Below are 22,087 nucleotides of genomic sequence, written 5' to 3'. Positions count from 1 at the left end.
AATACGGAATGAGGATATGAAAATAGATCTGAATGGCAGAACAGCCGTCATCACCGGCGGAAGCCGTGGTCTCGGCGAGGCGATGGCGAAGGCCCTCGCCAGTGCAGGGGCAGGCATTGCCCTGGTGGCGCGCGATCGGAGCCGTCTGGAGGCTGTGCGCGAGGCGATCGCTGAGCAGGGCGGTACGGCTGCCGTTTTTGTCTGCGATGTGACGAGGGAAGACGAAGTCGCTGTTCTGGCCCGATCGGTCACAGAGCGGTTCGGGCCTCCTCAGATACTGATCAATAATGCCGGAATCAATATCCGCAAGCCGCTCGTCGAATTTTCTCTGGAAGAGTTTCGCAGCGTCCTGGATTCGAGTCTGATCTCGACGTTCCTGATGTGCCGCGCCTTCATTCCCGGCATGACAGGCTCCGGGTACGGCCGCATTCTCAACATGACCTCGATCATGAGCCATGTTTCTCTGGCTGGCCGAACCGCTTATTCTTCAGGCAAAACGGCGCTTCTTGGTCTGACGCGCGCTCTGGCGCTGGAGCTCGCCGGCGAGGGAATTACCGTAAACGGCATCAGCCCCGGCCCGTTCGGAACGGAGATGAATGCGTCCGTCATGAACAACCCCGAAGCGAACGCTCAGTTTCTTGCCAGTCTGCCGGTCGGCCGCTGGGGCAAAGTGGAAGAGATCGGCGACCTTGCCTGCTATCTTTGCTCCGAGTCCGCGGGCTTCATCACCGGGACGGATATTCTGATCGACGGAGGCTGGACCGCTCGGTAAAACTCAACTCGGTTCCGGGAGAGGAAAAACATCTGCGCAGGAAGAGCCGCGGGCGTTCATGTTCCAGACCTGCCGGGGTTTTACTGAACCGGACCTTCCCCGTGGCTGGAAGAATGGCTGAAGCTTGAAAACCGTTCCGGGTCGGTATAACCCACGCGCAGATGAGTCAATATCGCTTCTTCCGGCGATGTCTGGGAATTGCCTTCGATCACATCAAGGAGCGAGCGATGGTGGTTGAGAATCCAGCGCAGCCGCTCATCGCTGATGCCGTCCAGAGCGCGATGGGCAAACAGAATAGGCGACAGGGAATTCAGCGTTTTTTCGAGATAACTGTTGCCGCTGTAATTCCAGACCGCTCTGTGGAATTGCAGGTCCAGTGCTGCTGCTTCCAGTTGAGAACCGGTCTGCCAGTCCTCCATTTTTGTCACCAGGCCGTCCAGTTGCCGAATCATCTCCACTGTGGCCTGGGCCTGACACAGCTTCAGAGCCTCCGCCTCCAGAACAAGACGAACTCCATTGATCTGCTGCGTGTCTGATTCACTCATGCTGTTGACGAACATACCTCTGCGGGGATGATTCATCACCAGTCCCTGCTCCTGCAGCTGCATGAGCGCTTCACGCACAGGAATCCGGCTCACGTTGAAATCACGCGCGAGACTGGTTTCATTCAGTCTGTCACCGGACCGGTATTTCTGCGTGACAATGCCCTCTCGAATTTTTTCCACCAGCTGCGACCGCAAAGCCGCGGAAGACAGCTTTGTATGTGTGCCGGAAGACATAGAAGCATCCTGAAACAGGTCTGTGTTGCTTTGCTGCTTTTTTAACACGTACGTGTTGCCTTTTAAGCCCGAGCTGGAAGCCAGTCTCAGGGTTCTACCAGCGCATTATAACGATGGCAGTAAAAACTTGATACACCGCGAGGACTTCGGTTGTGGGGCCGGTTGAATAGCTTTAGGAAGGACACGGCTTGAGCTGTGCCGTAAGAGGCTTGCTTCTTCGGGTTTCCCGGCTTACCTGTCCGCCCGCCGGCAGCATGAATCGGGGGAAACGTCGGGTCAGCCGATGAACAGCCAATAACGACGAGCTGCATCCATCGCCCCGAGCCATCAGCCTCAGTATCTCCTGTACCACGGTGTCGGTTACTCGAAAAGCGGTTCATTGGACAGTTTCGAGTGCAGAAGAACGAACGGCCTACAAATACCTTCGAGAATTGCCGTCGGGCTCGGAGGGCAGCCCGTGCGGTTCACCAGAAGATCCATGATCTTACTCGGTCGATCAATACCGAGATAGCTCCGTAGCCCTGCAGGAACGATTGCATCGCTTCAGCACCAGCAGGACGCTTGTTGGGATTCTTCTCCGGACATCAGGCCTGCGCCGCAAGAGGTATGGAACAAGCGAATAAGAACCACGCGACAGCAAGTTTGAGAGATTTGGGGCTTCATAAGTCTCCTCTTTCGACGATCGGCTGGCAATTCGCATTTCCATTTGAAACCTGAGGAGGCACAACGTTGTTCCTACGGCAGGAACCAGCGCGCTTTGTAAATCATCGAAGGCAGCACAATTTCCTGGGCCGGATTCATAAAATGGAGTGTGTATGTCCACCACACGCCGGGATCGGCCTGCGTGTAAACTAACTGTCCGGAGCCTGGGTTGATCGACAGGCTCTTGATGTTTTTCATCCCTGCGAAAGTCTGAAACCGCCGGAAGGTCAGCGTCTCCGGATCGACCTCAAAGACCGCCTTGCTGTTGGTTACATACAGCAACGCTGCGTCTCCAGCGATCTGCAGGTCGTGCCCTTCGCCGGGTGGGATCGGGACCCTGCGCTCCACAACCAGGCTCGGATGGGTCGCGTTTCCGCTCACGTGAACCTGCAATAGCTCCTTGCCGCCCAGCGCCCACAACACCTCACGTTTCCGGTCCCACACCACACCGTGCGCGGCGGACAGCGGCAAGGTGGCAACCGGCGCGTCGGGCCGATTGCGATCGAAGAGCACGATCCTGTCCCCATCGTTCGATTCAGCGCTCGACGATGCCACTGCGATCAGCCCGGAGGGAAGAATCTCCGCCGAGTGTGCGTTCTTCACGGTCGCATAGAACAATGTCTTGCCGGTCACATGAGACACCAGCGCGACGGCATCTCCCGACGAGGTAATCAGGACCTCTTTTCCCCCGGAGACCGCCTTGCAGTCGTCCGTCGTAATGAACTTGCGCATCATCGGAACGGGCATCTCTTTGCTCTGCTCCGGCCGCCAGCGCCAAACCTCTTTCAACTGCGGCCTTCCGTCCTGAGTTACAACCTCATCCTCCACAACCTGCGCTCCGCCACAGAGCAGCAGCGTTGAGGCGTGGGCCATCCTGAAGGTAGTGATGATGAACATGCACGCGACGATAGTTCGTATTGATTTCCGCAACGATCTTCTCCCTGCCATTTCCGGGTTAAAGGAATTTCGGGCCATCCTGTGCAATGGCAGGCGTCGTCCGGGACGACGGCCTGCCTGCAGCTTCTAGAACTCGAAACGTGTGCCAATCTGCACGTATCGCGGCTCACTGGGGACGGTACCCTGCCCAAAACCCGCGTCGTCGATGTTGCCGTCAATCGAAGTCCAGCGATGCCGATTCAGAGCATTGAATGCCTGAAGGTATAGCGTCCAGTTGAGCCGTTCGAACAGATGCGTGCTCTTGACGAGAGACAAGTCCTCATCGTAGACGGGAGGATTACGAGCGTCCCCATACGCGGGTGCGGCGTTTCCGAATGTAAATGGAGCCGGATCGGTGAACGCTGCCAGGTTCAGAAACCTCTTACCGTTATAGGGTGTGAAAGCATTCGAGGATGTGTGGGTGGATGCGTCGACTCCTGGGACCTTATTGGGCCGCAAGACACGATTGAAGATCTTCAGCGTGTTCTTGGCCAGGATCTGAATTGGGTAGCCGGACTGATAACGCTGGACGGCGGTAAACTTCCATCCGCTTACGAACGGCGAGAGCCGTCCCGCTCCGCCCAGCCAGGGCTTGCCTGCACCGAAGGGCAGTTCATAGACGTAGTGCATCACCAGGGCGTATGGAATATCGATCGGCAAGTAGGAGTACTCAGCGGCGGGGTTGGCTGAATTCTCCAGTACGTTGTCAGGTGCAGCAGCATAGGCGGCGGGACTGCTGATGCCTAGATTCTTCGACCAGGTGAAGTTTGCATTGAAGGTCAACCCATAGCTGTACTGCTTGCGGACGACAGCCTGGAAGGAGTCGTAGGAGTTGTATGCCGGCTTGCCCGCCAGCGAGGTCAGTGTGCCGTATTGCGGATAGGGACGAAGAGCTTGCGCGACGGTCCCGGAGAAGCCGGTATACGGCACCTTAATTCCGGCGGCGGCTGCCTGGGGTGAGGATGCCGACACTGTCAGCAACGAACCGAGCGAGAGATATTGCGGCGCCACCTGATTGATGTTCTCGAAATTTGGGTCGTACAGGCGCGTGCCGTGGTTGCCGACATAGTCGAGTTCTACCAGCCACTGTTTGCCCAGCTGCTGCTGAATTCCCAATTGCCACTCCTGAATGCGTGGCATGACATCGGCGTTGCCGTCGAAGTAATAACCATTTTGCACGGTACTGCCGTTGGGGTTGAGCAACGTCGGTGAGAGCACGGGCTGAAGGCTGGCGACCTGTGGGAAGCCGTTATTTAGAACAAAGGCTGGGTGGAGGCCATTGTCCGGACTGAGAATGTTGGCCTGCGCTGAAAACCCGACGCTGTTGAGCGCGACTGCGGTGCCTACTCCTGTATCTGAATAGTAGATTCCATAGCCGCCACGGACTATAGTGCCGGGGGTAGCTGCAAACGAGAAGCCGAAGCGCGGGCCTGCCGCCGAGAAGTTGTTCGGTTCGAACTGCGTCATGCCGGAAAGACCTGTTCCGGTGCCGGCGAAAATCAGGGCTCCGGGCAGGTTACCGGCGCCGGGATTCGGCGTGGTCAGGCTGATAATGCTGGTGTGGTTCTGAACTTCGGTGGGGAAGGTTTGAAACTCCCACCGCAGGCCGAGATTCAATGTGAGGCGTTTGGTGGCTTTCCAGTCGTCCTGCACGAAGAAGCCGGTGTACTTATAACGCGTTCCGATCTCGTAGGGTGTTCCCGTCGTCGCGCTGTTGACCTGGCCCAGCAGGAAGCTCGCAAACGCGTCGCCGGTCTTCGAGGGGCTGGCCGGATTCTGGGTCTCCAGGTCGGAGATGCTCATAGTGGTGAAGGCAGGATCAGGATTCGTGTCGTTGAACTGGATTTTGCGCAACTCCCCGCCGAAGCGGAGATAGTGACGATCGATTGCCCAGGAAAATACGTCTTTGATCTGATAGTTATTTTCGAAATCAGCGAAGTGTCCGTTGTTGGCGATGTCGGGATAGCTTTGAGTGAATGCGAAGTAAGGAAGTGCGTTGTTGGGTAGCCCGCTCAACCCGAAGTTTCCGTCTGGAGGTGTTTCAGTGTTGGCGAAGCGGTTGAAGCCAAAGAAAAGTGAGTTGAGGCGATTGGCGCCCAGGGTCCATTCATGTCCCACGCGGATGGTGGTTCCCGCCGTGAGCTGATAACTGTCCGATTGCAGTTCGCCGGGTAGACCGGTACCGACCTTATCGCGTGGGATGTGGGTGTGAACAAAGGTCCCGCTGAGATGTTGATTGGGAAAGAGCTGATGGTCAATGCGAAAGGTGAAGGCATCCGGGTCCAGCAAGCGCTCTCCCTTTAAAGCCTGGTAATCGTTCGTGCCCGCTGAGGTCGGAAGATTGGGAGCTGGCAAGAGCTTCACCACGTTCGCCGCAATCGGATCAATTCGGGCAGGATCAATGACGTTCTTCTGACCGTTGTAATCGAACTGCGCCCGCGTATAGCCGGTACCCGCTGCGTTGAGAGCGGTGGTTGAAGGGTCATAGACTGAAAACAGTGCCGACGAGCTGAAGTTACCCTGCTGCTCTGCCAAACTGGGTACGCGAAGGTTTTGAATGCTGTCCGCGCCGGACTTGCGTGAGCCGCCGTAAGAGAAGAAGAAGAAGGATCGGTTGTGCCCGTCGTACAGTTTCGGCACGAAGATCGCTCCGCCGATGGTCGCGCCGAATTCGTTCTGGCGTGTGTAGACAGGCTGCACCGTGCCCCACGGTTCGCCATCGAGATAATTATTGCGGAAGTATTCATAGATGGAGCCGTGATAAAGGTTCTCGCCGCTGCGCACGCTGAAAAGGCCGGCGGCAGGACCAGAGTGGCCGAATTCGGCAGGCAGAAGAGTGGTCGTCACCTTGAACTCGCGGACGGCGTCCACCGGAGGCGCGCTTTCGTTCAGGCTGCCTACGGTGCGCATTTGACCGAACTCGACGCCGTCGAGGTAAAACTCGCTGACCTGCATCTGGCTACCGTTGATTACGAATTGATTGGTAGCGGAAGTATTTTCCAAACCGCTGACGGCGATGTTGCCCTGTACGGAGGGAGCGAGAAAGATGAACGCAGCCGGACTGCGGATGCGGCCCTGCTGCACCAGCGGCAGGTCGTCATACTGTTTACGTGTCACTTCGGTCGCTGCCTCAGGAATATTGGATTGCAACAACGGAGTCTCGGCGCGAACCACAACCGTTTCACTCGATTGCCCTACCTTCAACTGCAGGTCAATTTCCGTCGGTGTGCCGACGAATAGCTCGACTCCCTGACGCTCCCCGCTCTCGAACCCTGAGTGCGACGCGCGGATCGTATAGTAACCGGGGAGAAGACCTGAAACCCTGTAGGTGCCGTCCTTCAACGTCTTTGTCTGATGCTGAAGACCCGTCGCGGTCTCGGTGACCGCCAGCGCTGCCCCTGGAATCGCGGCGCCGGACGGATCGACGACGACCCCATTGAGGGTTGCGTTTTGCGCTCGGCAGATGCCCGTTATACCCAGGGCGAGCATCAGAGAGGTAACCATCATCAAACGCCGAGGGCTCGACGGGCTGGATATGCCGGGCCGACGAGATCGGAGGTATAAGAAAACCTGGAAGACTTGCATGTTGAGACGCTCCTGTGAGTTGGAAATCTGTTTTTTAGTCGTCGCTCAAACAGACTTTGCCCGTCTCATCGCTCGCGCCAAAGTTGGATGGAAAAGGCACATTGCTGCAATTTCGTGCTCGCGGGGTGAAATCCAGGTATCACCTCTTTCGCAGGACCCTCATTAAAAATGACTTACAGGTGGGCATCCCCATCGCTCCAGGAACCGTGAAAATGTCATGAATTGACAGGCAGGGCCGTCGCGGGCCGCGCAACGACTGACCCCGCCTCAAATTCAAAGGGGAAGACGCAGCCGTGTTGTCGTCTGGGAAAGTGGAGACGGACGATTAATGGAGCGTGATCCGACGGTAGATATTGCTCGTCGAATGTTCGCTCACGGTCAGGAGAAGATACCGGCCGTCTGGAGACACATCAAGGGACGCAGCGGTGCGAGGAAAGCGAATGTCCTCGTCTGCGATCTCCCTGGATCGCCCATCCTCAAACACCAATATATGAATATGGCCGTCGGATTGAATCGCGCAGTAATAAATAGAGGACCCGTGGACCGTCCAGGCCAGCACCGGATCTGTTGCCAGATGAATTGCCTTACCGGATGCCCCTGGCATGTTCTCCGGTTCGTAAATTAAGCCATCTGACCGTCCGAGGAGAAGGTTTCGGCGCGGGCCAAACTCCCGAATTGAAAATCCCACTCCGATCCGGCTCACGGCTCCCGATTGGAGGTCTCTCTTCCACACTGCGACCGTCCCATCGCGGTCGGAGTTGAAGTAGAGAGCACCACCATCCTGCGACCAGTAGGGCATCCTCTCTTCAAAGCTGTTCCTTTCGACGAGCTGCGGCCTGGGATCTACGATTGACATCATGTAAATGGCAGACTTCGGCCCAAGCCTTGCATCGAATGCGAGACGGGTCGAGTCGGGCGACCAGGTCAGTCCACCGATCCAGGGACCATGAAAATTGGTCAACCGTTGAGGTTCGGAACACCTCTCCCCACAAAGCCAAATCTCCCAACTGCCGGATCGATCAGAAACAAAGGCGACGTAGCGGCCATCAGGAGAGAAATGGGCACTATGGTTCTGACCCGCGGAAGCGACGAATCGTTCGAGTGGCTTTGCCGCTGGAGGCCCGGCTATCGTCAACCTCTGAATAGTCCATTCCTGATTCAGCGTCACGTATGCAAGCCACGACGCATTTGCGGGCATCTGTGGATCGATGGCATTGGCGGCATCGGTATCGACCTTTTGAAATGCCCCATTGAGCGCGTTTACAGTCCAGAGCTGATAAGGGCCTTCCCGATTGGAAGACACGATCAGCTCGTTCGGGTCTTTCGTCCATGCAAGGCCGTTGATGGAATGGTCTTCATTCGTGACTTGTCTCAAAGCGCGCGTCTTCAAATCAAGTATGAACAACTCAGCATGGCCGTGTGTCGATGCACGGATGAACGCGATCCGCTGCCCGTCCGGGGCCACTTTTGGCAGGAAGTCTTGCTCACTTCCGCCGTCGGTTGTCAATTGCTGCCGCGACCCATCCCCCAGATTGAGGATAAAAAGCCCGCCTGAAGAAGAATGAGGGGGATGGTCCGAAACTACCAGCCTCGTGCCATCGGGGGTCCACGCGGGGCCCAGGTTGCCGATCAATGGGCCGGGATCTCCGGTCCAGTCGCCCAATTGAGTCTCAATGTAGCCGGTGAGCGTTTCGCTGCCGGATGACAGTTCCCGAACCACGACTTCCGTTGTGCTGCCGTGAAGCCGCAGGAAAGCGATCGCTTTCCCATCAGGAGAATACGCTGGGCTCAACTCTGGATCGATTCCTGAAGTAAGCCGATGGGGCGTTCCGCCTTCGATCGCGCGTTGGATGATGTGGAATGTTCCTGTGCCTGCGTCGGACGCATAGGCGATCTCGGTGCCGTCGGGAGAGATTGCCGGATTAAGTTGATGACCGTATTCATCGGTGATCGGCAACGTTTTGAAAGAGGAACCGATATTCGCATTTAACAAGCCGTGCCGATGAATGCGGAACGCCTGTAGCGCAGCGAGACCGATTGCGCCCACAAAAAGCGCAAGCAGCCCGAGCCTCAGGTACGTTCCTGTCGACCTTTCCTGGCGACTCCCGGAAGACGGTTCCTCTACAGCCGCAACTGGACTGGTGTCGCCCTCTGGAAGAATTTCGGCTTCCGGTTCGGGGAAACGAAAAACGGGTGAGTATGATCCGAGCGGGACATCAATATTCACGTCGTCCGGGTCTGCGGCTGGAGAGGAGTAGTATTCCGAGAGCTTCTTCCGGACTCGGCGGGCTTCTGTCCGGACGCTTGTATCGAGCTTCGGGTCCCAATCCTCTGACCGCTGAAAAACGGCTATACCGATAGCCCTCTCCTTGAGAGACTCCCGATTGTTCTCAAGGGCATTCAAGACGACAAATTCCAGGAAGGATGCCGCCCGTCCAGATCGAGAGAATTCTGAACTGGCAAGAACTCTCCTGAGATGGCGGCGTATCGCAATGTGCTGATCGTCGCTGAGCATGATTACACACTGTGGAATTTTAGCGCAGCACGGAAACAATCAGATTAATTCAGGGCAGCGCGATGCCCTCTGGAGGAGCAGAGCGGGCGAACCACTTGCTCTGACGAAACCAGGAGTGGTGTATGGTGGCGTTGAAAAAGGTGGTTGGTTCGGTTTAGCCCTCAGGCCGCGTGTTAAGCAAGCGAGTTCTCGAAGGGAGCTACGAGTAAATTCGAGACGTTGCAGGCCCTTGCACCCACACGAATTTCACGCTCGGCGCCTTGAGCCTGCGCGGCATGCTGGCTGCTGTGACCACTTCTTCCAAAGGATGTCAGAGAATAACTATCCCAAACAGGAGTCTGCGACCAGCGCCGTCAATCACGATGCCTGCGGCGTCAGAAGTATAGGGACGCACTGTTTCGGGTGGAGAGTAGAGACGAGTGAGCGGATAAAGCATATGCCGGCGATGCGATTCAAATCATCCTGGGTGTCGGATCTCAACCAAAAAGTAACCTTGAAATTACGGGTTAGTTATACTGCATGCAAATCAGCATTCGTAACTTCACACGTGCATGATACGGCGTTCTGCCCCCACGATTTTCACCTGGCAGAGCGGGCCGATTATCCTCCGTCTTCTCCATGGCCTACGCGCGCATGAAGCTAAAGCGGGGACTGGCGCATGAAATATCGCCTAACGAGAAGCCCGAAAGGATTGGAAGGATGAATAAGTATGGAAGTTTGGCCTGGCTGGTCCTGGCATTGCTGGCCGGAGGCGCAACGGCCCAGACCGTAACGGGTAGTGGGACCTCGGGAACAGTGCCGGTTTTTACGGGAAGCTCGTCGGTGGGCAATTCTCCTCTTACTGCAACGAGCGGCGGCTATGTCGGGATCCGAACGGCAAACCCTCAAGAGCTTCTCGATCTCACCGGAGCCGGGGCGAATGAAGGGGTCGGCAAAGGGATTCGTCTGGGTAGCTACTGGGAACTGGGAAGCACTGCATATTATGCCGATGCATATTTCGGAATAAATGCGGTCCTTACGACCTCGGATACCCAGAATGGGACGAATGCTTTTTCTCCGATTTACTCGGGGGGCCAGGGAATGGTTATGTCCGAAGAGGGAGGCGGAAGCGGCAATATTGATTTTTATGGCATTAACTGGAATGGAAATTCTACGGGGCAATCATTCCCATCTGCGTTTACCCCAGTGATGGCATTGCATTACAACGGCAGCGTTGGCATCGGCACGACGAACCCTGGCGCGGCTCTCGAAGTCAACGGCAACGTGAAGCTGACCGCCAACAGTGGCGCGTCCATCACTTTTCAGGATGGCACGACGCAGAGCACAGCTTATACCGGTGTAGCCTGCGGCGGCGATTTCGCGGAGTCGGTGAATGTGACCGGCGACCGCCACAGTTATGAACCGGGCGATCTGCTGGTGATCGACCCGAAAAGCCCCGGTAAGTTCCTGCGGGCTGCGCAGCCGTATTCCACGCTCGTTGCCGGAGTCTACTCCACCAGGCCTGGATACGTCGGCAGGCGCCTGAGCGGTGCAAAGAGCCCGGACGAAGTTCCTTTGGCCATGGTGGGCATTGTTCCTGTCAAAGTGACCGCGGAAAATGGTCCGATTCAGACGGGCGACCTGCTGGTCGCGTCCTCGATACCTGGCCGTGCCATGAAAGGCACTGATCGCAGCCGACTTACGGGTGCGGTCGTGGGAAAGGCGCTGGGCGGTCTCGATTCGGGAACAGGGACCATTGAGGTTCTCGTCACCCTGCAGTGAGCCCTGTTATTAACCCTAAGTTACAGCGCGCAGAATTTATCACTTAGGTAACTTTGCCATTCCTGAAAACTCTTCTAAGCTTACTCTGACTTCTCCTTTGCGATTTTAAAAGCCATGAACCAGGCTGCTTATTAACCGGGCTGTTCAGAGATGAACCGCGTCCACATTGTCGTGTGGAACCCGAGTGGGTGCACGTGTCTTCGATGATTGCCAACCAGCGACAGAAAGGAAAGATGTGGGCTCGATGAATAAACGCAGAGGGTTTGTTTTTGGGGGATGGGCCTTGTTAATAGCCATGGGCGCGACAGCCCAGACGGTAACGGGCAGCGGCACCTCGGGAACTGTGCCGGTCTTCACGGGCAGCTCGACGGTGGGCAATTCGCCGATCGCGGTCTCGGGCGGGAGCGTAGGGATCGGAACAACGGCGCCAGCGACACTCCTGCAGGTAGGTAATGGAGGCGGTGGCATGCAGAAGATATCGATTCCCGGAGGTTACAACTTTGAAGGCATTTACTTAGGGCAATATGGCAACGGCGATAACGCTCTGGAGCTTATAAATCATGTTAATCTTTCAAATTCTTATGGAGTCAAAATTGAGGCTAATACAGACTCCAGCGTTGACGGGCTTCAAATCCAGGTAGCATCACCGGCTGCATCATACGTTGCCCTGTCATATTCGACTGCTATGACGATTCTGGCTAATGGTGGCAGCGTTGGCATTGGCACGGTTTCTCCGGGCGCAAAGCTGGAAGTCAACGGTAATGTGAAATTGACGAGTGGCAGCGGCGCTTCGATCACTTTTGCGGACGGCACGACGCAGAGCACGGCCTGGACGGGAGCTGTGTGTGGTGGCGATTATGCCGAATTGGTCGATGTAGCAGGCAATCGTACAAAATATGAGCCTGGAGATGTGCTCGTCATCGATCCCGGCGATCCTGGCAAGTTTCTTAAGTCGGGTCAGCCTTATTCCACTTCAGTGCTGGGTATTTACTCCACGAAGCCAGGGCTTGTCGGCAGAAGGCAGGGAGCTCCCAGGAACACAGACGCTGTGCCGATGGCGATGGTGGGTATTGTTCCGGCAAAGGTAAGTGCAGAGAATGGCCCAATCCGCCCGGGCGACCTTCTGGTAACTGCCGCTCTTCCTGGTTACGCGATGAAGGGCACAGATCGATCACGGATGCTGGGTGCAGTGATTGGCAAGGCTCTGGGTCGCCTGGATAAAGGAACTGGTGTGATTGAGGTGGGCGTTACTCTGCAGTAATGGCGTGCGCCGAATCGCGATGACTGATCGTTAGCGAAAGACTGTCAACGGCTTCAGGAGAAGGAAATCGATGGCGATGTGGAGAACAGTTGCTGGAGTTGGGGTTAGCCTTATGCTCTGCACAACGGGCGTGGCGCAAACGATAACAGGCAGCGGCACCTCGGGAACTGTGCCGGTCTTCACCGGGAACTCGACGGTGAGCAATTCGCCCATCTCAGTATCGGGCAGTAATGTCGGGATCGGAACGACGAACCCTGGTGCAACGCTGGACGTTGAAAACGGATCGATCAACATTGGAGGAATTACGTCTCAATCTCTAACTGCGGCTCTCAGAGCATCCGGGACCGATGGTCATTTTTTCCTAACTTTTCCAAGTCTGGTGAATGAAAATTTCAACAGTATCGTTCAAGCCGGAGATCAGGCCATCATTTTTTCTAATGGCACTTTTAACAGTACGAGCGATGGGTTTGTGATCGCTCCGTGGAATAGTGCTACTTCCGGATTGAGGATCGAGGGCAACGGTAACGTGGGCATCGGCACGACGAATCCAGGCGCGCCCCTCGAAGTCGACGGAAACGTAAAGCTCACAGCCAACAGTGGTGCGTCGATCACGTTTCAAGATGGTACGACGCAGAGCACGGCCTATACCGGCGTGACCTGTGGTGGAGACTACGCCGAGTCTGTGGATGTCTCCGGTGATCGCAAACACTATGGGCCGGGGGACGTGCTGGTCATCGATCCCGGCCATCCCGGCAAATTCCTCAAATCCGCGGAGCCCTATTCAACGTCGGTCACGGGGGTCTATTCGACCAGGCCAGGTACCGTCGGCCGCCGGCAAACCGGACCGAAAAATCCAGACGAGGTGCCCATGGCGATGATCGGTATTGTGCCCACCCGGGTGAGCGCGGAGAACGGCGCGATCCATCCCGGTGATCTGCTGGTCACCGCTTCGACCATCGGCTACGCCATGAAAGGCACAGATCGCAGCCGGATGCTGGGCGCGGTCATCGGCAAGGCTCTCGGCAATCTCGATTCGGGCAAGGGTGTGATCGAGACCGTCGTCACATTGCAATAGGCGGCTTGGTGCAGCCGCAGTGCGGGTAAGGAGAACGGGATGCTGCAGAGATGGCGTTCAATACATAGGCTGTTTTTTTCATTGGTCCTGCTGACGGGGCTGAGTGTGCCTGCGTGGGCTTCGACGACGGCAACCATTACGGTGGGTGGCTCCGAGCAGCAGATCAACGGAGCATGGGATCAGGGCAGCCTCAACCTTGCCTTCAATGGATTTGTGGAAACAATCGGTTATGGAGAATTTTCCAGCCCTGCCTCCATCGCATCAGCCATTGCGGGAAAGTTCTCGAATGATTACGCGGCATCCGGACTATGCGCCCATGCTGTGGGTTCCACGATTACTTTCCAGCTACAGGGAAGTGCCACCTTCGGACAGTTAACCACCAGCCAGCCCACAAGCTCTTTCGAGCTGTTCGGTGCATCTGGCTGGACGGGCGTCGGCTCTTCGAATCTCTTCATCACCGGACTGTCATTGTTTCAGGGGCCTGTACAGATGGGCCTTGTGATCACCGGCACAAACTTCGGCTCGAGTGCGAGCAGCGTCACCCTGAACGGAGTGGAAATGCCTTTGGTTTCGTGGGGGGCGAACTCTATTACCGCGCAGGTTCCCGCCGGAGCCACCAGCGGCAATATTGTCGTAACGGTGAATGGAACAGGCAGCAATGGAATTCCATTCACGGTGACCGGCGCGTTTGGCTGCAATTGATGTTGTTCAGTGTGCTGCCTGCACTTCACGCCACCAAACAACAGAGGAGCAAATGGTCAGGACATTACGGTTCATCTTAAAAGCGGCATTCACAGGCTGCCTGATACTGCCGGTTACATTGCCTGGCATGCTGCATGCCCAGACAGAGCAGAATCAGACCCTGCAATTATTGCAGTCGCAGGGATATATCCAGCCGCAGCCGGTATCCCTGTCTCATTTGTACTGGCATTTCCTGGGGTATCAGCGGCTTAGCCGCGAGTTCGATTCCCGATGATGTCGTTTTCGAAATCTCTACATGGTGGGCGACGATCCATTTGGATGCAATTAGAAAGGCTGAACGTACATGCTCTTCACCAGACGGCACATCATGCCACGCGTGAACTTTCCTGACTCGGCAAATTATCATCGCAAAGCCGGCCTAAGCAGTCGGCTGTTCGTCATCCTTCTGCTAACCCCCTCGCTTGGACTTGTTGTCTCTCCGCGGGTCCATGGCCAGCAACAACGAAATGGCATGTCGGCCGTCACGGCCAGAAAAGCAACACTTCAGGAACTTTACGCAATGTTCTTCATCTACGCTGCGCACGTAGAGAGCCGTTCCAATGCCGATAAAAGGGCAGGTCTTGACCGAACGGATTATCGACTTCATTTGCAGAGGGCCTCGGGGCTGACTGACGACGAATACGCAATTGTGCTTTCTGCAGCGCACAACTATGCCGCAGTTGATGCAGATGTAAAAGCGCAAATAGGGGAAGAGATTGGGGAAGTAGCAGCAAACGAAAAACAGATAAACGCCCTTTTTCAGCAGCGGGACTCCGCCCTTCATGAGGAGATTACTAACCTGCGTCAACTATTGGGCAGCGAGAGGGCGGAAGCATTTGAAGCATATTTACGCAACGACTATATTAAGCAGGGAGCATACCCTCAACCGGCGAAGATGCAAGTATCGTCGCCTCAATCTCCATCTTCTTCTTCCTCTTTTACAACTCCTCTTTCTTCCACACAGCTTAACTCTAAGGCTGCAATCAGGAATATGGCGGCTTCTGGCGCTCCAGTTACAAATAATACGACCACGGATGCTGTAACCGTGACAGGCTCCCAGGAATGCCAGACATACTATACGGCCGAATACGATGGGTACTTTACTGTCTGTGCAGATTCTCAGTTATCATATGTAGGGTCCGGACAGGTAGAACCCTATGCTGCCATGTATGCCACATGGATAAATGTCGCTTTTGACTACCTGGAAATACAAGGAGAATTCTATGTCAACGGAGTTTTTGAAAATAATCTCGGTTGTTATAGTTATTATCCTACTGGAAACTCCTGTGAACACAGTCCAAGCGTGCTATTGAATTCAGGAAATGGAGCTTTATACCAATGGTATGGCGTCACGACCATGGGAGCTTATGATGTTTCATGCAGCGATCCGGATGACTGCTATGAAACCGTTGGCTCGATGCGATCAGATCCTGCGGAAGTGCAGATATTTTTTCCGGATATCGCATCTGTCACTCCTTCCACTCTATCGGGAGGTGAGAGTGGCACGATAATAATCGACGGAGAAGGACTGATCAGTCCATTTCTGAATACCCCGATCGTAACGGTAACAGATCAGGCGCAGGTATTTAGAACCTTCTCTGTGCAGGCTTTTGACTATGCTACCGGTACCATTACTGTCAGCTACTCAGTTGCGAGTTCTGCTCCTGCTGGAACGCAAACGATCACTGTGAATAACGGATTCGGTACGGACACGGCCGAAATCACGATCAATGCCTCTCCACCAGCGGCGGCTATCCTTGATGGCCTGTACGCGGGCAACCAATGCCAGGGAACTTCCATAGCAAATCCGACTGGTGGCGATAATAATCAAAACATTGTAGTTGGGCAGCTCGTTCAATTCACAGCGTGTGTACCGTCCTCGATTGCATCGGCCGTGGAATCGAGCTCATGGAGCGTAAACGATGGTAGCTTTGGGGACCATGCGACCGCCGGCTTCAACCCGGTGCTGTCATCCACTAATTCGTCAGCCCCCTATCAGCCAGTCGTTGAAACGACCACTTGCAACAGTGGCCTGTCTTACTGCGATTACGGAACTAGCCCAAATGCAGCAGGTCTCTATTTTGTCACGCAGGGTTCGTATACGTTCACTTTTACCTATACATTGAGTAATGGTGCTACCTCCGTACCTGCATCAGTGACTTATGTAGTTGGCGGACCGGTTGCAAATGGCTATGCCATATCGACTCCTCCCCAGGGATGGCAGACTGTGTGTGAAGGATCCTACCTGCTTTGTGCCAATACTGCCGAGACCGAAGTCATCGAACCCCGCCTAGGTACTGACTATCTAGACTTTGGTGGGAGCCAATTTTCTAATAACGCAACCGCGCCGACAGGGAATGCTGGCGCTTATCAATTCATCCAGATTTTAAGCCCGCGCCTAGATATCTTTCTCGACTCTAACGGTCAGGCTACTTGTCCGGGAAGTGCCGGACTGGACAACACCTATCCATTCCCTTCGACCGATGGATTCGCCACCGACGAACCAGGTATCCCATTGGCTTCTAGCTGCGCGGGAGGTGACGATCCGAGCCAGGGCGAGGTGAGCGACGCCTTTGGGGCTACGATGTACCTCCTTTGGGACCCATCGTTGAATGCAAGCGGCGTGAGCACGCCAGGCTGCGCAGCGACGGAAACCATCAATGACCAAGGGTTGCCGGGGACACCTAAGCTTAGCACCTGCACCGGTTCCATTCCCACCCCGCTTGCGTCAATTACGTGGGGCTATTGTGGCGGCGCGATCAACACACTAATGACACAGAGCAACGGAACCACATGGATACTTCAATGCAATGTCAATGTGGATAATCCCCTCGTGCCCGTATACAGTGATGCAGAATCCATCAGTACAGGTCCGGCGTGGACTTATGTTCATGTGGATAATTAAAAGAGGCTAAGGAAGGCCTGTCATGCGACATAAAAAGAGTGTATTCCTACTAATAAGTGTGCTTTATATCACGAGCGGCTGGGGCAATGCCAAGACACAAGCCGCACAGGACGGTGTTGTAGCGAGCCCGGCCTTCGGTGTTGCCGTTGCGGTGGCACCTGTCGCAGGTCTGCCCCAAGCGGCATCGAGTTTTAAGATCCGTATCTCTATTACTAACGGTACGCAGCGCATCTTGGTTCATAGTGGTCCCATTCAGATCGATCCGGTACAGATCGAGATACGCGAGGCGGACAGAACCGTGCCACTGGAGACTGATTTTGGCTGCCGACGTCATCGGTCTGGAAAGTGCGGCCCCGACGTTCACGGGAGTGGTTTTGTCACGATGTCCGCATTAGTCGTAATGCCCGGCACGACTAATGCATTTGACTTTGACATCGGCAGGGAATTCAAGCTGGATAGTAGTCACTCTTACTTGATTGACGTGATCGCGAAAGATTTTGTTCTGGTAGAAGCCCCAACGAGCGTTATAGACGCGCCGCCACCATTTCGCGATCAGTACCTGACTCACTATCAAGAGTACAATTATACAAAGTTAGCTCCTATTCGCTCCAATAGCATCACCCTTCAGTAAGCTGGGCTGTTTTTTTCAGCCGCGTCGATTGGATATCCGATGTGAATGTCTGCATCGTCGCTCTGACTTGTAAATGACGTGGTTGCGAATTGAGCGATTCTTTCCATGCCACGATGTATCTGATGTGGGATCCGGCGCTTCCGAGCGACTGCACGCCAGCCAGTTCTGGTGGTCCGAGCACCTGCTCGTCGATCCCAATACCGCTCGGTTCGGTGACCTGGGGATGGAGCGGATGTGCAATCAATACGCTGGCTCCAGAGATCTCCCCACCGCCATCGTCAATCAACTACGTGCTCTGGGCGGAAAGCTGCAGCGCACTTGTTCAGGATGAATTCAATGTAAATTCGTCGTTCCCAACATGGAGTGCCACGGATAATCCCTAGGCGCCAACATTGATTCTGGCAAATCTTGTGGGAGGTATGCGATGTATTCCAGAATGGCCTTACTAATTCTCGCAGTAATCATGACTGGCAAAGTTGCCAACGCTCAAATCTCGCTCTGCGATGAAAATCTTAAGGGTCAACTTTCTTATCAATTGTCAGTTCCCGCCAGTGAAGTGCGGAGCGGCGAGAAGGCCTACGTGATACTAAAGGAAACGAACATTTCGAACGTTACAGTCAACGTTTGGATCGAAAATACCGCCGATCCGGGCGGTCTCGCTTTTCCAATCGAGGTGCGTGACCAAAGCGGTACCCTGCGCCCCGAAGGACACTTCAGCCTTGCGATGAAAGGTCTCCATGACCCGAAATATTTGACGAAGGAGACTCCTTTGAACAGGAGCGGTGGATGCGTACCTCTCAGACCAGGCGAAAGCAGAATTTTCCGAATTGAAGTGGGGCGTCTTTACGATATCAAGGCTCCTGGAGTCTATTCGGTGACCGTAGTCGATCATCGCGCTGGCCGTCAGAGCACAAGACGATCTAACTCAGTATCGCTGACGGTCACGCGGTAGTCAGTCACTGCCCCGACTTCGCCGTCAACCGATTTCCCGTAGTGGATTGGGGCAGATAACGCTGACGGCACGACGATCCAGGCTACGGCCACGGTGTCTCAGACTGCCCCGGCGCAGAGCGTTACGGTGCAGGTCGCTCCGGGTTACACCGGAAGCAGCTTTACCTGCAACTGTCAGGGGCAGCCGCCCGATGGGACGGACACGGCAACCATCCAGCCCATAGCCCCGCCACCGCAGATTATGTTCAACGGCCAGAACATATCAGGAACTACGCAGACGGTTGTGGCCGGGCAGAAGATTGCGCTGTCCGTGCCCACGCCGAGCGGGTACAGCATTCAGAGCCGGTCGTGGGTGTTCTCGAACCAGTCGGCGATCACGGGGAGCTTTGTGAATGGCGCCGGAACGCCCGGAACTCAGCCATCGGCATCCGCCGGTGGATCGGAAGCGGCCGATCCGCCCCTGAACCAGAACGCGCTGACCTTCTACTGGGTTAACCCGAGCGATAACGGAGAAACCGTCACCTATACTTACAACCTCACCAATGGAGCGTCCGCCAGCGCTACAGCCACCTTCAATATCGGCGGGCCGACAGCAAGCACTTTCTTCACTGCAACCCCTGGAACTGTGAACGTATGGCCTGCAAGTACTGCAAACGGCGGACACGCAACAAACCCATGGCTTGAGTTAGGGAATGCCCTGACTGTTAACGGTATGACATTCTCCGTGACTGCGGAGGCGCTTAACAGCATTCCAGGCAGTGGTTCTCATGCTGGCTTCCAATGGATACAGTTGATTAACACTAGGACAAATCAATACCTAACATCCCCTCCGACGCTCAATCGTTCACTAAGTCCCGGCCTTGACAATTGGTACCCTTATGTCGCCGCTCAGGGAATTCCGAACAGTACAAACGACAATCCAGGCATTGAACTGACCGCTCATGATACCCACAACAACCCTATCCCGATAGGAGAGGGGGCAGATAAATTCAGCGCAACGATGTATCTGATGTGGGACCCGGCTTTGCCAAGCGATTGTACTCCGGCCCAGACCATCCAAGGAACCAACCCCGACCCCGTATCGAGCGCCAGCACGTGCACAGGATCCATTCCGGTTCCATTGGCAAAGGTGACATGGGGATATAGCGGCTGTGCCATCAACACTCTGACTACACAAACGAGCACGAGTACAACATGGTTGTTGAATTGCGGCGTGCTTCAGCCTACAACTCCCACCGTCGAGCCGGCAACTGAATTTCCGCAATGGAGCACGACAGATGGCAACGCCCAATGAAGGTAAATCGATGAAGAAAATTCTGCAAGGTACGTTATTACTGCTGCTTTCCGGGCTTTGCGGATTGGGACTCGCTCAAAGTCCTGCACCCGCAACGCCATCTTTTACGCTCACGATCAGCACTGCTAAAAACACCTTCACCACTGGAACTGACATCGATGTGGACATAACACAAAAAAATATATCAGACCACGGCATATATCATGTTGCGATTGCAATGGGTGCAGGAAATATATATGCGCGTAGGTCAATATCTACAATTGTACACGACAGCAAAGGAAGCCCTGTAACAGAAACGCCATTGGGCCATAAGGTGCACGGTACGGAACCACATATCCACCCCAATGGTGGCAGCGTGTTCAGTGCGCGAACTGTTATTCCACCCGGTAAGTCCTATCACTATGTCATACATCTCAGTCAGGAATATGATCTGACTCATCCCGGGAAGTACACAATCCAGGCGAAGGAAAGGGACGCATGGACGCCTCAGTATCCATGGGTAACGTCGAATGTCCTTACTATCACCATAAAACCGTAGATAGAACGTTCCCCTCACGCTCAACAGCGCCAGCGCGGACGGCACGACGATCCAGGCTACGACCACGGTGTCTCTGACTGCCCCGGCGCAGAGTGTTACGGTGCAGGTCGCGCCGGGTTACACCGGAAGCAGCTTTACCTGCAACTGCCAGGGGCAGTCCCCGGATGGCACGGATACAGCAACTATCCAGCCGGTAGCCCCGCCACCGCAGATTATGTTCAACGGCCAGAACATATCAGGAACTACGCAGACGGTTGTGGCCGGGCAGAAGATTGCGCTGTCCGTGCCCACGCCGAGCGGGTACAGCATTCAGAGCCAGTCGTGGGTGTTCTCGAACCAGTCGGCGATTTGAAACATATCTGATGTGGGATCCGGCTCTACCCAGTGGGTGTGCAACGGCCGGAGACTTCCCGGGAACATGTACATCGATTCCGATTCCCCTTGGAATTGTGAACTGGTCGTGGTCTGGAGATGCCATCAATACCCTTTCCACGCAGCAAAACGGCACAACATATTCCGAAGCCTGCGGCTCTGAAAGTGGAGATGCTGCGAGTTTTACAGCGGGCAGTTCCTTCCCGCAGTGGAAGACTATCCTCCCCCCTTTTGTACCCATTCAAAAGGGATATGCCTGTTCGCCTCCGCTGCAATGAAAAGGGAGCATTATGTTACGCATGGTTCATATATTAGCTCGTCGATCAGTTGTGCTCCTATTGGCTCTGTCATTCGCCGTGCCGGGACTCGGTGCTCAGGACTCGAAGCCGTCTTTTACTGCCTCGATCAGTGCGCCAAAAACAACCGTGTCCAGCGGATCTTTAATACGGGTTGACATTACCCTCAGTAATCGGACTCCCACCCTGATACTCGTCGAAGGGCTGCGTACCGGTCCAGGGGGAGCAGGAATTTGTGTATGGGACAGTGACGGCAATGCACTGGAGCCAATCGAAGCAGCAAGGGTAAAGCCGGGGTCAAGGTGGAGCGGGATCGGTTCAGCCATTCCACCCAGCAAGAGCGTCACGGAATCTATAAATGTCGCAAAATGGTTCGATCTGAGCAAGCCGCGAGAATACACTCTTCAGGTGCAGAAGCGCGACCCCATAAGCAAATTGATGGTCGAATCGAATAAATTAACAATTACCATTCTTCCAAAAGGTTAGTGTCGTCTCCCTCCGCGGATGGGATTCCGGGAAGGAACATGGAGAACGGTTCGATTCTTTTCTGGTCAGAAAGAATTCGCATAATCAGGCGTGGAAGTCGTCATTAAAATGCCCTGTCCGCGATCGGAATTTTGATGCCGGAGCATACGTCAAAAAACATTCTGCGGTCTGCCGGTCTGGCTTTTAGCTTGCCGTCTCGATCACGGGCAATGTGACCTAGTCGATCGCGTCGGATTCGGGAACCCAGGCGACGGTGAATTATTCCGTTCCGTCGACTGCCTCGCCCGGAGCGCAGATCTTGACCATGGCCAACAGCTTCGGGACCAACAACGAGGAGACCTTCACACTGGGTTATCCCCCGGCGGTCGTCACCGGCATCAGGCGAGCTGACGGAGGCGGGCGTGGACGGCAACGGGAATGTGGTGTGGGAGCACACGAATGTGTGGGTGAACGGGGAGCTGATCGCCACCTACGATCCGAACGGACT

The 22,087-nt window shown here is 55.1% G+C and carries 18 protein-coding genes; 12 read left to right on the top strand and 6 right to left on the bottom strand.

Features of this window, described 5'->3' with window-relative positions; genetic code table 11:
• Nucleotides 1-16: 16 nt before the first annotated feature.
• A complete protein-coding gene (locus D0Y96_RS18100; RefSeq protein ID WP_117302807.1) occupies nt 17-772 on the top strand; it encodes an SDR family NAD(P)-dependent oxidoreductase in 756 nt (251 codons plus the stop codon).
• 80 nt (nt 773-852) lie between these two features.
• Here D0Y96_RS18100 and D0Y96_RS18095 read toward each other — a convergent pair whose 3' ends face one another.
• The 4 genes from D0Y96_RS18095 to D0Y96_RS18080 form a co-directional block, all read right to left on the bottom strand.
• Entirely contained in the window at nt 853-1,551 is a 699-nt protein-coding gene (locus D0Y96_RS18095; protein ID WP_117302804.1) for a GntR family transcriptional regulator, read from the bottom strand.
• A 735-nt stretch (nt 1,552-2,286) separates the two neighbouring features.
• Nucleotides 2,287-3,183, bottom strand: coding sequence for a DUF6528 family protein (locus D0Y96_RS18090; protein ID WP_147325129.1), 897 nt, complete (start codon nt 3,181-3,183; stop codon nt 2,287-2,289).
• 93 nt (nt 3,184-3,276) lie between these two features.
• A complete protein-coding gene (locus D0Y96_RS18085) occupies nt 3,277-6,774 on the bottom strand; it encodes a TonB-dependent receptor (protein ID WP_117302800.1) in 3,498 nt (1,165 codons plus the stop codon).
• A gap of 325 nt (nt 6,775-7,099) precedes the next feature.
• Nucleotides 7,100-9,289, bottom strand: a complete 2,190-nt coding sequence (locus D0Y96_RS18080; RefSeq protein ID WP_117302798.1) for a PD40 domain-containing protein — start codon at nt 9,287-9,289, stop codon at nt 7,100-7,102.
• A gap of 717 nt (nt 9,290-10,006) precedes the next feature.
• On the opposite strand from D0Y96_RS18080, the gene D0Y96_RS18075 reads away from it, so the two are divergent.
• Nucleotides 10,007-11,050, top strand: coding sequence for a hypothetical protein (locus D0Y96_RS18075; protein ID WP_147325128.1), 1,044 nt, complete (start codon nt 10,007-10,009; stop codon nt 11,048-11,050).
• Between the two features lie 466 nt (nt 11,051-11,516).
• Entirely contained in the window at nt 11,517-12,311 is a 795-nt protein-coding gene (locus D0Y96_RS18070; RefSeq protein WP_147325127.1) for a hypothetical protein, read from the top strand.
• A gap of 30 nt (nt 12,312-12,341) precedes the next feature.
• On the opposite strand, the gene D0Y96_RS18065 is transcribed toward D0Y96_RS18070, so the two are convergent.
• Complete coding sequence (locus D0Y96_RS18065; protein WP_117302790.1) at nt 12,342-12,605, bottom strand: hypothetical protein; 264 nt, start codon at nt 12,603-12,605, stop codon at nt 12,342-12,344.
• Nucleotides 12,606-12,813: 208 nt separating this feature from the next.
• On the opposite strand from D0Y96_RS18065, the gene D0Y96_RS18060 reads away from it, so the two are divergent.
• The 5 genes from D0Y96_RS18060 (at nt 12,814) to D0Y96_RS18040 (ending at nt 17,663) form a co-directional block, all read left to right on the top strand.
• The gene (locus D0Y96_RS18060; protein ID WP_147325126.1) at nt 12,814-13,386 is read left to right on the top strand and encodes a hypothetical protein; all 573 of its coding nucleotides are present in this window, start codon (nt 12,814-12,816) and stop codon (nt 13,384-13,386) included.
• 39 nt (nt 13,387-13,425) lie between these two features.
• Nucleotides 13,426-14,088 carry an IPT/TIG domain-containing protein gene (locus D0Y96_RS18055; protein WP_117302786.1) on the top strand — a complete coding sequence of 221 codons (663 nt, stop codon included), beginning with the start codon at nt 13,426-13,428 and terminating at the stop codon, nt 14,086-14,088.
• Nucleotides 14,089-14,140: 52 nt separating this feature from the next.
• Nucleotides 14,141-14,362, top strand: a complete 222-nt coding sequence (locus tag D0Y96_RS18050) for a hypothetical protein (RefSeq protein ID WP_117302783.1) — start codon at nt 14,141-14,143, stop codon at nt 14,360-14,362.
• A gap of 69 nt (nt 14,363-14,431) precedes the next feature.
• On the top strand, nt 14,432-17,032 hold the full coding sequence (locus D0Y96_RS18045) for a hypothetical protein (protein ID WP_147325125.1): 2,601 nt from the start codon (nt 14,432-14,434) through the stop codon (nt 17,030-17,032).
• Between the two features lie 22 nt (nt 17,033-17,054).
• Nucleotides 17,055-17,663: a hypothetical protein gene (locus tag D0Y96_RS18040; protein WP_117302778.1), complete on the top strand. Its 609-nt coding sequence runs from the start codon at nt 17,055-17,057 to the stop codon at nt 17,661-17,663.
• Here the strand turns inward: D0Y96_RS18040 and D0Y96_RS18035 are convergent.
• On the bottom strand, nt 17,650-17,949 hold the full coding sequence (locus tag D0Y96_RS18035) for a hypothetical protein (protein ID WP_147325124.1): 300 nt from the start codon (nt 17,947-17,949) through the stop codon (nt 17,650-17,652). The genes D0Y96_RS18040 and D0Y96_RS18035 overlap by 14 nt on opposite strands.
• A 138-nt stretch (nt 17,950-18,087) precedes the next feature.
• Between D0Y96_RS18035 and D0Y96_RS18030 the strand changes: the two genes are divergently transcribed.
• The 4 genes from D0Y96_RS18030 to D0Y96_RS18015 all read left to right on the top strand — a co-directional run bounded on the left by D0Y96_RS18030 (nt 18,088) and on the right by D0Y96_RS18015 (nt 20,798).
• Nucleotides 18,088-18,615, top strand: coding sequence for a hypothetical protein (locus D0Y96_RS18030; protein WP_117302775.1), 528 nt, complete (start codon nt 18,088-18,090; stop codon nt 18,613-18,615).
• Between the two features lie 240 nt (nt 18,616-18,855).
• Complete coding sequence (locus tag D0Y96_RS18025) at nt 18,856-19,908, top strand: hypothetical protein (protein ID WP_147325123.1); 1,053 nt, start codon at nt 18,856-18,858, stop codon at nt 19,906-19,908.
• Complete coding sequence (locus D0Y96_RS18020; protein WP_147325122.1) at nt 19,892-20,446, top strand: hypothetical protein; 555 nt, start codon at nt 19,892-19,894, stop codon at nt 20,444-20,446. The genes D0Y96_RS18025 and D0Y96_RS18020 overlap by 17 nt, the downstream gene beginning before the upstream one ends.
• Before the next feature lie 67 nt (nt 20,447-20,513).
• The gene (locus D0Y96_RS18015; RefSeq protein WP_147325121.1) at nt 20,514-20,798 is read left to right on the top strand and encodes a hypothetical protein; all 285 of its coding nucleotides are present in this window, start codon (nt 20,514-20,516) and stop codon (nt 20,796-20,798) included.
• Nucleotides 20,799-22,087 lie beyond the last annotated feature (1,289 nt).

Origin of the sequence: Paracidobacterium acidisoli (assembly GCF_003428625.2) — a bacterium.
GTDB lineage: Bacteria > Acidobacteriota > Terriglobia > Terriglobales > Acidobacteriaceae > Paracidobacterium > Paracidobacterium acidisoli.
Note: the sequence above shows the minus strand (reverse complement) of the source record. Positions and strands in the feature narration are given on the sequence as shown.

What these genes read in the sequence shown, in the direction of transcription:
- D0Y96_RS18100 (WP_117302807.1), top strand. Translation starts at nt 17, where the DNA reads ATGAAAATAGATCTGAATGGCAGAACAGCCGTCATCACCGGCGGAAGC.
- D0Y96_RS18095 (WP_117302804.1), bottom strand. Translation starts at nt 1,551, where the DNA reads ATGTCTTCCGGCACACATACAAAGCTGTCTTCCGCGGCTTTGCGGTCG.
- D0Y96_RS18085 (WP_117302800.1), bottom strand. Translation starts at nt 6,774, where the DNA reads ATGCAAGTCTTCCAGGTTTTCTTATACCTCCGATCTCGTCGGCCCGGC.
- D0Y96_RS18080 (WP_117302798.1), bottom strand. Translation starts at nt 9,289, where the DNA reads ATGCTCAGCGACGATCAGCACATTGCGATACGCCGCCATCTCAGGAGA.
- D0Y96_RS18070 (WP_147325127.1), top strand. Translation starts at nt 11,517, where the DNA reads ATGCAGAAGATATCGATTCCCGGAGGTTACAACTTTGAAGGCATTTAC.
- D0Y96_RS18065 (WP_117302790.1), bottom strand. Translation starts at nt 12,605, where the DNA reads ATGTTGATCGATCCGTTTTCAACGTCCAGCGTTGCACCAGGGTTCGTC.
- D0Y96_RS18055 (WP_117302786.1), top strand. Translation starts at nt 13,426, where the DNA reads ATGCTGCAGAGATGGCGTTCAATACATAGGCTGTTTTTTTCATTGGTC.
- D0Y96_RS18050 (WP_117302783.1), top strand. Translation starts at nt 14,141, where the DNA reads ATGGTCAGGACATTACGGTTCATCTTAAAAGCGGCATTCACAGGCTGC.
- D0Y96_RS18045 (WP_147325125.1), top strand. Translation starts at nt 14,432, where the DNA reads ATGCTCTTCACCAGACGGCACATCATGCCACGCGTGAACTTTCCTGAC.
- D0Y96_RS18040 (WP_117302778.1), top strand. Translation starts at nt 17,055, where the DNA reads ATGCGACATAAAAAGAGTGTATTCCTACTAATAAGTGTGCTTTATATC.
- D0Y96_RS18030 (WP_117302775.1), top strand. Translation starts at nt 18,088, where the DNA reads ATGTATTCCAGAATGGCCTTACTAATTCTCGCAGTAATCATGACTGGC.
- D0Y96_RS18025 (WP_147325123.1), top strand. Translation starts at nt 18,856, where the DNA reads ATGTTCAACGGCCAGAACATATCAGGAACTACGCAGACGGTTGTGGCC.
- D0Y96_RS18020 (WP_147325122.1), top strand. Translation starts at nt 19,892, where the DNA reads ATGGCAACGCCCAATGAAGGTAAATCGATGAAGAAAATTCTGCAAGGT.